This window comes from Pseudomonas cichorii, from assembly GCF_015471405.1.
GTDB classification, from domain to species: domain Bacteria; phylum Pseudomonadota; class Gammaproteobacteria; order Pseudomonadales; family Pseudomonadaceae; genus Aquipseudomonas; species Aquipseudomonas serbiensis.
In genome coordinates, this window is the sequence record NZ_BLVZ01000004.1 from 242834 (window position 1) to 255217 (window position 12384).

Sequence of the window (12384 nt, forward strand, 5' to 3'; positions counted from 1 at the left end):
AAAAGCCCGCAGTTATGCGGGCTTTTGGGTGTTTCTTGCCAATCCAATCACTGCCAGCCTACACCGGACGCAGGATAACTCCCACTCTATTATCAATAGGCATATATAGCCCCTTGTAACCGTACTCCTTAAAGCAACTACCATTTCGAGACCATGATAAATACCATGCGGATGACTGCTCTTGAGGGTGATATCGCTAGGAACACCTTCCTAAGGCAAGGCCGGTAAAAGCTGCCGCATCAACACCGGAGTCCGGAGAACGTCAGCCCATAATCGAATCTGGCGACCGATTGGGATATCGTCTCATCCATGCTATGAGAGGCTAGGAAGCGAACGGGTTGAGCGGATACGGCTTGGGCCTTAACGACGCAGCGCAAATGCTGCAGCGTCCTCAGCGCCGTAAACCTCGGCGTCAAGCAAGCGCTCGTAGATCGTCATCGCACGAGTTTTGATTTCTATTGGTGAGCGCTGAAGTGCAATCACAAGCCCTATAAATTCGCCGTCGTACATCCCTCCAACGGTCCTATCTGGCGATTTACGTGCAAGCTCAGTTGCAGCCTCTGCGATTTCAAGCACCAGCATTTCAAAGCCTGGATAAAGCAACAGGTGCTGAAGCGAGCGTACAAACAGCAACCCCATCGATTCTCTGAGCAGATCAATATTTACTGCAACAGAAGCCAGCAGGGCTCGCGTCATCTCATCGGGAGGTAATCGCTCGCCACGATCTACAGCTGTAGATAGAGCATGAGCCTCGAACCCACTGACAATGCTGGCCATAGAAATGAGGTAGGCATGCGAGCGGCTTCGAATATCTTGATCAAGTTCACCCCACCCCGCTGCAGCCGCAAATAACACACCAGACCTGGCGGAAACATCATTCCCGCCCTTCACCGCTTCGACTATCTCGCCCATCCCACAAGAAGCAGTGCTATCGATAATCACGCTAGCAGCAGAGAACTCACCACCTATCTGCCTAAGCTTATGATCGCTATGACTGAGCCAGAAGTTGACAATCTCCTGCTGTAAGCTCGTATGCATGCTAACGCGCAGGCGCCACAACGACTGGACTACAGCTGCATCTTCAAACGCCGCTGGAAACCTCCGCCAGATCGCCTCAATCAGCTCGCCCACTCTTGCAGCATCTGCCCACCAAAGTTCATACGACCTGAATATTAGGATCGCACTCCAAACCTCGGGATCTTCAGGATAAGTAACGTGTAGTTCCAACTCCGCGAGCCAACCATCAAAATCCACGCCGTCACGATAAAGATATCCCGCCGCGATCGCAGACAGCAGCGTGAAATTGCGCTGAGGGAGAAAATGCATCCCCCCGCCCCGGCCAAATAGCATGGCCTCAGGGCGTTGATCTGGTTTTTCATTCCTCTCACGATTGGATTTGTTTAACTTGGCGTGACGTAGTGTTTCTGCGGCCAACACATTGGGGTCGCGCTGCAGCCAGCCCTTGAGCAACTCGATGTCACGACCCTCAAGACCTTTCAGGCGTTTAGCGAGTACCTCCATGGCGCTGGCAACATCGTGGCGAAAGCTAGTCGACGAAAAGCCACGGGACTGGGCATCCAAAATCAAAGCTTTTTGTGTCTGAGCGTCAACTGCCTCAACCGCCGACAACTCCCTAATCGCGGCGCCTGTAACCTGCTCGTGCAGACCCGGTTGTAAACGCGGAATGATACGAAGAACACGGTCTGGAAACGACTTCGCAAACGCGGCAAAAGCCCGAGACAACTCAGTAATACCACCCTTCAACCAGTGTTTCGGGTGCTCATGACGCCCAGTGTGGTCATTTACTGCATCGAACATTTTGATAATCGCATCGTCACTGGCTTTCGCCATCTGATCGTGACTCATGGGTGATCCAACGAACTGCGCCATCCTCCGACCGCCACGCTTTGCTTGTAGCGTGGGCTGTTCGACCTGCCACTCCTCAACTTGCCTACGACGACGGGGCGTCAGTACTTGCACAGGTAGTTCGGCAAGTAAACGCAACCTCCGCTCATCAGACCAACGGAGCAATTGCCTTCGATGGGCAGGATCTCGCTCTTCCTGTAATTCTTTCCCCCAAGGCTCCCAAGCCTCGATGTAATCGCGCATCCGCTCAATATCAGCGAGAGAGAGGTAGGGAGTGATCTGGGCAATCAGTGTGCTTGACGACCAACCACAGATCATGTGGCCGACACTTCTTTCATCGTCGAACATGTCGCTACCTAGATGAAGACGCCGCTGATCGGCCAGGAGAAACGCGAGCGCATACTCAGCAAATACAGCCGAGTTCGCCGCCAGGGTATCGGCCACTAGCGACTGGACCTCATCAATTTCTACAGCAACAACAGTAACAAGCAAGGTGCGCACACCCAGCGGGTCAGAAACTGCTGACTCTTCGAGCACACTTCGCAGAAGCTGCGTCAAATGCCCTTGGCCAGAGTCATTTTTCCAATCGTATGGAACAGATATCGATTGCGGATACCGATGCCCTGGCCGTCCATCACCAACCTCTCGCGATGCCACCCCAACAAACCAAGGCAGGAGCCGTTCGGCACAATAGAGCGGTGCGGCTGCCGCAATCTTTTCAACACCATAAACGCTGATGTCATTGTGCCGATCCGCAGGCTGCAACTCAGCCCAAAATGAAATGAGATCCAAAGCAACGTGAGTATTACCGTTCTCATATAAAGTCTTGGCGTAATGGGATATCGCCCAATCTGCCAACGTCGTTCGATTAAAGATCGTACGGACATGGGCGATTGCACGGTCGGTCGCAATACCAGAACGCTCAAAGAGACTAAACACATCTCCGTCATGTGAAGTATCAGACCAATAGCGGTCGACCAGATCCATAACTTGGCTCGAGTCCTCAGCAACTTCTCGAACGAGCAACATGGTCGCATTCCAGCGATGCTTTTCGTCCTGTAGAAGAAAAGGAAGGAGCGGCAGCACCCCTGACCTCCAGTACGGCCATCTTGTCGCTAGCTGCCTGAATGCCCGATTCGCAAGTGCATGATCGTTACGCGCCATCCAATCGACCCAAGCAATATCACTTGCGCTCGGATCATCAACACTCGCCAAATAATCGGCCACAAGATGGCGCAAATGTCTGCGTGTCTTGGGGTCTGGTAGCAACAAGCGAATAGCAACCTCATAGGAAGCCCTATCAACCCTTCGCATATGCTCAAGGCCACGCAAGACTGTTCCCCGCGCAAATAACCCTTCTTGGCGACTCCATGCATAATCAGCCAGCTCTTGTGCGGTTCGGAGTGTCTTAGCTTGGAAATCATCTAGCCATGACTGATGACTGAATCCGATACTGACGTCTTCGCGGATGACGATGCCAATTGACTCGGCCCAACGCAGCATCTCGCTGTAATCAGGATCATAGTGAGCGGCCGGCCGCCAGAGGCTCTCATACTGCGTCATGTCAGTTGCGAGTTGGCGCAAGAACGCCAGACACGAAGCACGCGCGGTCCCTACAGGTAATTTTTTGTCGAGCCATCGATCAAGTAAGTTTGCTGCTGTAAAATCCGCAGGATTCAAGCCAGACTTGGCAAGATCAACGTATATAGCGAGAGCAAAAGGTGTACGCAGCGCCTCTTTGAGACTATCTGGCACGACCGTGGAGTCGATACCGAGCTCACCAAGCAGTGTGGATATCCGCTCGAACGGAGGCAGAGCAAGTAGTAACTCATCCGCATCAAGTAACCTAAATCGAGCGTCGAACTTCGCCTCAAATGGTCGCGAAGAAACGATTACGTGAATGGGAAGTTTATTGCCCTCTTGACTCTCTGCCTCCTGTAGCCGAGACGCAAGGCGAAGTAAAACCTGCATGCGCTGTGAACTTTGGTCCATCACTTCACTGACAGCGTCAAGCTGATCAATGATCAGCACAACCGGCGCTTCAACCGCCAGCGAGAGAAGCTCCTGTTCGATATCACCTGACATACCAAGATCGCGGGCGAGGTCGGCGAAATTCACAATATCAGGGCTAAGCATGTCGGCCTTTATCGCTAGCACAATCTGGCCGCGGGCTTTGAGGGCACAATACAGCTCAGCGAGCAGTGCTGACTTCCCAGTCCCTGCTCCTCCGACGACCAGCGTGGAGCCTGCAGGATGCCGACTGATCCGCTGGATCAGTTCGTCGAACTCTGGTCGTTCTATATGCTGTCCCCAAATCATTTGAGGCCAATCAGCCAGACCGCGTGACCCGCGCGTAATGTCTTCTTCAACATCATCTCTGGTGAATGTCGTTGTGCTCTTTGAAACCAAGCCGACTGCAGCGAACCGAGCCTCAATCATGGCATCGGCATCCTTCAGAGACATGACAAGTTGAACTTTGAAAAACCGTTGACGGACAGCAGGAATGCGCTCCAGTAACGCATCGAGGTCGACTGGCCTAAGAAGCTCATATTTCAAACTTTTGAGAGCCGTACTGATGCCTGGCATAACAGCCTCGATCTTAAGTGTCGAGAATGCCTCATACTTTTTAATGACGTCGGTAACCAGACCTAAAAGCTTTGCTTCATTGGCAGTTAGCCAAGTCTGTGACGTGTCAAAAAAATCGGCTGTTGTACTTGCAGGATCCGAAGCAAGGGCAAGAATAAAGCGGAAATCGGTCGGGTCCGGCATAAGCGCCGGCTCAAGCACGACATTTAGAAGGAACTTGATTACCTCACGGAGCGTGTCCGGCCGAGTAAAACCAGCTTTAACTTTTTTGCACTGAATAAGCCCAACCGGCCGCTCATCCTTCGTAAGCCAAACATCCCGCCCTTGGTCTGCTCCCGTGACCATCAAACGAGCATTGCTGTACCACGGAAAATCAGACGTACACTCTCTATAGATGCTGTACAGAAGGAGTTCAAAATCAGCGTCCGTTAACGCAAGATAATTTGCTCTATCTGGCCCAACACTCCCTTCGTCTACGGCTCCGACGTGAGCGTACGCAACTTTAATCTCATCATCTGTGAGGAATTTCATTCTGATCTTCCGTGTTTGACGATATCCAGCTACTGACAGAGAACTGCTACCAATAATGCGGAACTTTCAATAGCGAGAGTAAACCATTCGTTCGGGCATGAAAAAACCGGCAAAAGCCGGTTCTTTCATGCTGCACCGTAGGATCATTCCCACTCAATCGTAGCCGGTGGCTTACTCGAAACATCGTAAGTCACCCGCGAAATCCCCTCGATCTCATTGATGATCCGCCCGCTGACGGTTTCCAGCAGTTCGTAAGGCAGGTGTGCCCAACGTGCGGTCATGAAGTCGATGGTTTCTACGGCGCGCAGGGCAACGACCCAGGCGTAGCGGCGGCCATCGCCTACGACGCCAACCGATTTGACTGGCTGGAAGACGACGAATGCCTGGCTGACTTTGTGGTACCAGTCGGCCTTGCGCAGTTCTTCGATGAAGATGTGGTCGGCACGACGCAGCAGGTCGGCGTATTCCTTTTTCACTTCACCCAGGATGCGCACGCCCAGGCCCGGGCCCGGGAATGGGTGGCGGTAGACCATGTCGTAGGGCAGGCCGAGTTCCAGGCCGAGGCGGCGGACTTCGTCCTTGAACAGCTCGCGCAGGGGTTCAACCAGCTTGAGGTTCATTTCTTCCGGCAGGCCGCCCACGTTGTGGTGCGACTTGATGACGTGAGCCTTGCCGCTTTTCGCGCCAGCCGACTCGATGACGTCCGGGTAGATGGTGCCTTGCGCCAGGTACTTGATGTTGTCGAGCTTGCAGGATTCGGCATCGAACACGTCGATGAAGGTGCGGCCGATGATCTTGCGCTTTTTCTCCGGGTCGCTTTCGCCAGCCAGATTGTTCAGGAACTGCTCTTCGGCGTTGGCGCGGATGACCTTGACGCCCATGTTCTCGGCGAACATGGCCATGACCTGCTCGCCTTCGTGCAGACGCAGCAAGCCGTTGTCGACGAAGACGCAGGTCAGTTGATCGCCAATGGCCTTGTGCAGCAAAGCTGCGACCACGGAGGAGTCGACGCCGCCGGACAGGCCCAGCAGAACGTTGTCGGTACCGACCTGGGCGCGGATGCTGGCAATCGCGTCTTCAGCAATGTGCGACGGGGTCCACAGCGCTTCACAACCACAGATATCGAGGATGAAACGCGACAGGATGCGACCGCCCTGCTTGGTGTGGGTCACTTCCGGGTGGAACTGCACGCCGTAGTAGCCACGGGTATCGTCAGCCATGCCGGCGATAGGGCAGCTTGGTGTGCTGGCCAGGACGTGGAAGCCGTCCGGGATTTCGGTGACCTTGTCGCCGTGGCTCATCCAGACATCGAGGCCCAGGACGCCATCGGCATCGACATGGTCTTCGATGCCGTCGAGTATGCGGCTCTTGCCGACCACGTCGACACGGGCGTAACCGAACTCGCGCAGGTCGGAGCCTTCAACGCGGCCACCCAACTGCTCGGCCATGGTCTGCATGCCGTAGCAGATACCGAAGACCGGCACGCCCAAGTCGAACACAGCTTGCGGAGCACGCGGGCTGTTGGCTTCGTGGACGGACTCGGGGCCGCCAGCGAGGATGATCCCGCGTGGAGCGAATTCGCGAATCGCTTCATCGTCCATGTCGAACGGATGCAGTTCGCAGTACACACCGATTTCACGCACGCGGCGGGCAATCAGTTGGGTGTATTGGGAGCCGAAATCGAGGATCAGGATACGGTGGGCGTGAATATCGAGGGCCATGGAAGGAGCTCTGATGAGCAGTTGCGAGCTTTAAGCTGCAAGCTGCAAGTTATCGGAATCTGCGGTAGCTGCATAAGCGCAACTACCGCTTGTAGCTTAAAGCTTGAAGCTATCAGCTGTCGGCCTTAGCCGACACGATAGTTCGGCGCTTCCTTGGTGATCTGCACGTCATGGACGTGGGACTCAGCCATGCCAGCGCCGGTGATGCGTACGAACTCGGGCTTGGTGCGCATTTCTTCGATATCGGCGCTACCGGTGTAGCCCATGGAAGAACGCAGGCCGCCCATCAGTTGATGGATGATTGCCGACAGCGAACCCTTGTAGGCCACACGGCCTTCGATACCTTCCGGTACCAGCTTCTCGGCACCTGCGGACGAATCCTGGAAGTAACGGTCCGAAGAACCTTGCGCCTGGGACATGGCGCCCAGCGAGCCCATGCCGCGATAAGCCTTGTAGGAGCGGCCCTGGAACAGTTCGATTTCGCCCGGAGCTTCTTCAGTACCGGCAAACATCGACCCCATCATCACGCAGCTTGCGCCGGCAACGATGGCCTTGGACAGGTCACCCGAGAAACGGATGCCCCCGTCGGCGATCAGGGGAACGCCAGTGCCTTCAAGGGCAGCGGCAACGTTGGCGATAGCGCTGATTTGCGGCACGCCCACGCCAGCAACGATACGGGTGGTGCAGATCGAGCCAGGACCGATACCGACCTTGACTGCGTCGGCACCGGCAGCAGCCAGAGCCTTGGCAGCAGCGCCGGTGGCGATGTTGCCGCCGATGACCTGCACTTCAGGGAAGTTTTCCTTGACCCAGCGAACGCGGTCGATCACGCCTTTGGAGTGACCGTGAGCAGTATCGACAACTACGACGTCAACACCGGCAGCAACCAGCGCCGAAACGCGATCGCCAGTGTCCTTGCCAGTACCGACAGCAGCGCCGACACGCAGACGACCCTGGTCGTCCTTGCTCGCCAGCGGGTAGGCCTTGGCCTTTTCGATGTCCTTGACGGTCATCATGCCCTTGAGCGCGAACTTGGCGTCGACGATCAGGACCTTTTCAAGACGGTGCTTGTGCAGCAGATCGCGCACTTCGTTCTTGTCTGCGCCTTCGCGTACGGTGACCAGACGCTCTTTAGGCGTCATCACTTCGCGAACAGGGATATCCAGACGGTTTTCAAAGCGTACGTCGCGGGAAGTCACGATGCCGACCAGGTCGCCATCATGCAGGACAGGTACGCCGGAAATGTTGTGCAGGCGGGTCAGCTCGAACAGGTCACGTACCGTGGCGTCAGCCTCGATGGTGATCGGGTCCTTGACGACACCGGCCTCGAACTTCTTGACCTTGCGAACTTCAGCAGCCTGTTGCTCGATGGTCATGTTCTTGTGGATGATACCGATACCACCTTCCTGAGCCATGGCGATGGCCAGACGGGCTTCAGTGACAGTATCCATTGCAGCGGAAACCAAAGGGATATTCAGTTCAATGCCACGGGTCAAACGGGTTTTCAGACTGACTTCGTTGGGCAGCACCTCGGAATAACCGGGCACAAGGAGAATGTCGTCGAATGTTAGGGCTTCTTGACTGATACGCAGCATCGCGGGGGCTCCCGGGCGGGAAAATTGGAAGCGCGCCATTATACCTACACACCCGCGCAGGCTCAATGCAAACCTCAGCCTAATATCAAACGAACTTATAGCCGGACTTTGACGAAGGAAACCGGGCGGTCCAGACGTTCGGCGAAGTCGTCGAGAAAGCTCTGAGTGAACGAAGCATCGAGCCAGTTATTGAAGATGAATCCCAGGTTGGAAAAACCGCAGGCATCCAGGAACAGAAAGCCGTTGATATCGTCTTCATGGCGGCATTCAGGGCAGATGAAGTTATCGGTATGGCCGGGCATCCAGTCTTCCAGGCTATCGAACAGCGCCTCACCGATTTCCCGACGGCACTCAGGGCAGCCAGCTTCTTCGGCAAAGTTGTTCAGCGGCGTGAAGATACAGCGCCTGGTCACGATTTCCAGCCCGTTGACGGCCTGCCCGAACGGCAAGGCGTCGGGGTGCTGCACCACCCTTCTTGCCCCCGGAGCAATGGCATAGGCCATCTTGTTGTAGGTCCGCCCGCAGGTGCTCAGTTCCGGCTCGACCACATTGAGCTTGACCAGCCAGCGCAGGATCAGACGCGCACGAGCCTCATGCCCGGGAAAACTGGAGATTTGCGGAACGATGATGCTTTGGGTGTTCATGGCAATGTGTCGCTGAAAGCTGATCGGGGGGCGGCAGTTTAACAGGTCAGCCCCAACCCTCGGCTCATCAACCGGCAATGTAGCGGCCGATCAGCGCCAGGCCACTGATCAGTACCAGCCAGGTCACCAGCCGCACAAAGGCTTCGCGTGACAGCTTTATCACCAGGGACCTGCCGATCCATGAGCCCAGCAACATGGCAGGCAATAAACAGGCAGCCAGAAGCAGCAACGGGATTTCGGCATAGACCCCAGCCAGCAGAAACAGTCCAAGGCGCACGATGGTGCTGCAACTGATCAGCGCGCTTTGCGTGGCACGCGCCTGCTCCTTGGAAGTCAGTCGACTATTAAGGTAAATCGCATAAAGAAAGCCACCACTGCCAAACAGGGCACCGAACAGACCACCAATCGTCCCCATGGGGATCGCCCAACCTGCCGCCAGTTGCGTCGGCCGCACCTTCACCGCCAGGCTATAAAGCGCATACGCGGTCACGAACAGCCCCATCAATAAAAGCAGCACATCGGATTTAAGATTGAGCAGAAACAGCACACCCAAAGTGCAACCCACCGCCATACAAGGCAGCAGACGAAGCAACTCCGAGCGGGCCACCGACTGCCGGGAAGGCAACAGATTGCCAAATGCTGCCAGGAAATCCAGCATCACCAACAAAGGAATGATCCGCGACAGCGGCATGAAATGAATCAGGACAGGCCCGGCAACCAGCGCCGTGCCAAAACCGGCAACACCGAACACCACATAGGCCGCAACCACCGCCAGCTCGATCCACAGCAGATCCAGCGGCGCAAAGCCCAAATGGCTGAACCACTCGCCTAACTCTAAAGCCGCCACACGACGCTCCCTGAATTCACTACGCGCTGCTTATATAGCTGCGCCACCCGGAAACCGCCAGTGGTGACGAGCAGGCAAATCCCTTTATGATGCCGCCATGATTAAAGATCCCTTCGCAAGACTCGGCCTGGACCGGGAAGTCCTTACTGTCAGCCAGCTCAACGGCCGCGCCCGCGTGTTGCTGGAGGATGTGTTCAGCAGCATCTGGGTCGAGGGCGAGATATCCAACCTGTCGCGCCCGGCCTCCGGCCATGTGTACTTCACGCTCAAGGACTCCGGTGCGCAAGTCCGCTGCGCGCTGTTTCGCCAGAGCGCGGCGCGTGTACGACAGGCGCTCAAGGATGGCTTGCAGGTCAAGGTCCGCGGCAAGGTTTCCCTCTTTGAAGGGCGCGGCGACTATCAACTGATCCTCGATACCGTCGAGCCTGCGGGCGATGGCGCATTGCGACTGGCCTTCGATGCACTCAAAGCCAAGCTCAGTGACGAAGGGTTGTTCAGCGCCGAGCGCAAGATCGCGCTGCCGCTGCACCCGCAACGCATTGGCATCATCAGTTCGCCTACGGGCGCAGTGATACGCGACATCATCAGCGTGTTCCGTCGTCGCGCGCCGCAAGTCGAGCTGACCCTGATTCCGACGGCGGTCCAGGGCCGCGAAGCGATTGCGCAGATTGTCCGGGCACTCAAGCTGGCCGACTCCAGAGGCTTCGATGCCTTGATCCTCGCCCGAGGCGGCGGCTCGCTTGAAGACCTGTGGTGCTTCAACGAAGAGGCCGTGGCCCGTGCAATCGATGCCTGCGTGACGCCTATCGTCAGTGCAGTGGGGCATGAGACCGATGTTTCCATCAGTGACTTCGTCGCCGACGTGCGTGCGCCAACCCCTTCCGCCGCTGCGGAGTTGCTGGCGCCAGACTCCAGCGACCTGCATCGCCGGGTAGAAAACCTCAATCGCCGACTGATAAGCCGCATGCAGGATCGACTCATGCGCGAGCGGTTGCGCCTGGACGGTATTGCTCGCCGCCTGCGCCATCCCGGTGAACGCTTGCGTCAGCAAGCCCAGCGTCTGGACGACCTGGACATGCGCCTGCGCCGCGCCTTTGAGCAAGGCATGCAAAAACGTCAGGTGCGTCTTGCGAACATGGACAGTCGTCTCGCCGCACAGCACCCAGGACGCACCCTGGCCTTCCTGCGCCAGCGGCTGGACGTCCTGGCCGAACGCTTGCCACGCGCCATGCGCGAACAGATCAAGACGCGCAAACTGCAACTGCAAAGCCAGATTCAGACACTTCATGTCGTAAGCCCGCTGGCAACACTGGGTCGCGGCTACAGTATCCTCCTCGACGAACGCGGCCATGCCATCCAAAACGCAGCGCAAACCCAACCCGGCCAACGACTCACGGCCAAGCTGGGCGAAGGCGAATTGCAAGTGCGCGTCGAGGATAACCACCTGACGCCTGTGACCCTCTCTCTTCTGGACTGACCTATCGATGCTACGTTTTATCGCTCCGCTGCTCGCCCTTTTGCTATGCCTGCCCGCTCATGCCGATAGCTACATCACTCGCGCACTCAACAAACCGGTGCCCGGTGGCGTCGCGGTGATTGATCTGGGCGACAGCAATCAGCCGCCGAAAGCCACGTTCCAGGGCAAACCGGTGCTGGTGGTCAAGGAACAGGGTATTCGCTGGCTGGCGATTGTCGGCCTGCCGCTGACGGTCAAGCCCGGCACACAACAACTGACGACGGGCGGACGCAACCTGAGCTTTACGGTTGGCAGCAAGAAATACCCGGAGCAGCACATCACTCTGCAGAACAAGCGCCAGGTCAACCCGAACCCCGAGGACACCAAGCGCATCAACAGCGAAACGCCAAAACTGCTGGGCGGCTATGCGGTGTTCAGCCCCGGTACGCCGAGCAACCTGATCTTCGACAAACCGGTAAACGGGCCGCTGTCGAGCAAGTTTGGTGTGCGCCGTTTCTTCAATGGTGAAGAACGCAACCCACACTCAGGCCTGGACTTCGCGGTGCCTACAGGCACGCCGATCAAATCTCCGGCAGCAGGCAAGGTGATCCTGACCGGTAATTTCTTCTTCAATGGCAACACGGTGTATGTCGATCACGGCCAAGGCCTTATCAGCATGTTCTGCCACCTGTCGAAGATCGACGTGAAGACCGGCGACCTCGTGCCACGCGGCGGGCTGCTGGGTAAAGTCGGCTCCACTGGCCGCGCCACCGGCCCACACCTGCACTGGAACGTCAGCCTGAACGATGCGCGGGTAGACCCGGCGATATTCATTGGCGCGTTTCAGCCGTAACCCTTTTTCGCGAATGAATTCGCTCCTACGGCGACCGTGTGGGAGCGAATTCATTCGCGAAGGTGTTTGCACACGCTTTTCAACTCGCACAATAACCAAGCAATAAACGCCTTTAAACAGCGATAAAAACTCGCCACAAACCGAAATTCGAGAACTTATCTCAATTTTTTCCAGGTGCTTGCCAACTTTCACCTCAATCGTTACGGTTGGCTTCATGAAAAACGCTCAAACCCTCATTCTATTGCGCCAACATCGGTGTCTTCGCCTGGTCAGTTCCCGACTGCC

At 56.4% G+C, this 12384-nt stretch carries 7 protein-coding genes; 2 read left to right on the forward strand and 5 right to left on the reverse strand.

The features are described from left to right. Positions 1–360: 360 nt before the first annotated feature. The 5 genes from JL015_RS07185 to JL015_RS07205 form a co-directional block, all read right to left on the reverse strand. On the reverse strand, positions 361–4983 hold the full coding sequence (locus tag JL015_RS07185; protein WP_201017948.1) for an ATP-binding protein: 4623 nt from the start codon (positions 4981–4983) through the stop codon (positions 361–363). 143 nt (positions 4984–5126) lie between these two features. Continuing rightward, positions 5127–6704 (reverse strand): glutamine-hydrolyzing GMP synthase, encoded by a 1578-nt coding sequence (gene guaA, locus JL015_RS07190; protein ID WP_025258858.1) that lies wholly within the window; start codon positions 6702–6704, stop codon positions 5127–5129. A gap of 125 nt (positions 6705–6829) precedes the next feature. Further along, complete coding sequence (gene guaB / locus JL015_RS07195) at positions 6830–8299, reverse strand: IMP dehydrogenase (RefSeq protein WP_201017949.1); 1470 nt, start codon at positions 8297–8299, stop codon at positions 6830–6832. 95 nt (positions 8300–8394) lie between these two features. Further along, entirely contained in the window at positions 8395–8943 is a 549-nt protein-coding gene (locus JL015_RS07200; RefSeq protein WP_201017950.1) for a sugar ABC transporter ATPase, read from the reverse strand. A gap of 67 nt (positions 8944–9010) precedes the next feature. Beyond that, the gene (locus JL015_RS07205) at positions 9011–9790 is read right to left on the reverse strand and encodes a sulfite exporter TauE/SafE family protein (protein ID WP_201017951.1); all 780 of its coding nucleotides are present in this window, start codon (positions 9788–9790) and stop codon (positions 9011–9013) included. A 97-nt stretch (positions 9791–9887) separates the two neighbouring features. Between JL015_RS07205 and xseA the strand changes: the two genes are divergently transcribed. Both xseA and JL015_RS07215 read left to right on the forward strand, forming a co-directional pair. Continuing rightward, positions 9888–11267, forward strand: a complete 1380-nt coding sequence (gene xseA / locus JL015_RS07210; protein WP_201017952.1) for an exodeoxyribonuclease VII large subunit — start codon at positions 9888–9890, stop codon at positions 11265–11267. Between the two features lie 7 nt (positions 11268–11274). Then, positions 11275–12099 carry a peptidoglycan DD-metalloendopeptidase family protein gene (locus tag JL015_RS07215; protein ID WP_201003751.1) on the forward strand — a complete coding sequence of 275 codons (825 nt, stop codon included), beginning with the start codon at positions 11275–11277 and terminating at the stop codon, positions 12097–12099. Positions 12100–12384 lie beyond the last annotated feature (285 nt).

Excerpts from the sequence above, each read along its gene's own strand:
- JL015_RS07185 (WP_201017948.1), bottom strand. The coding sequence starts at position 4,983 with ATGAAATTCCTCACAGATGATGAGATTAAAGTTGCGTACGCTCACGTC.
- guaA (WP_025258858.1), bottom strand. The coding sequence starts at position 6,704 with ATGGCCCTCGATATTCACGCCCACCGTATCCTGATCCTCGATTTCGGC.
- guaB (WP_201017949.1), bottom strand. The coding sequence starts at position 8,299 with ATGCTGCGTATCAGTCAAGAAGCCCTAACATTCGACGACATTCTCCTT.
- JL015_RS07200 (WP_201017950.1), bottom strand. The coding sequence starts at position 8,943 with ATGAACACCCAAAGCATCATCGTTCCGCAAATCTCCAGTTTTCCCGGG.
- xseA (WP_201017952.1), top strand. The coding sequence starts at position 9,888 with ATGATTAAAGATCCCTTCGCAAGACTCGGCCTGGACCGGGAAGTCCTT.
- JL015_RS07215 (WP_201003751.1), top strand. The coding sequence starts at position 11,275 with ATGCTACGTTTTATCGCTCCGCTGCTCGCCCTTTTGCTATGCCTGCCC.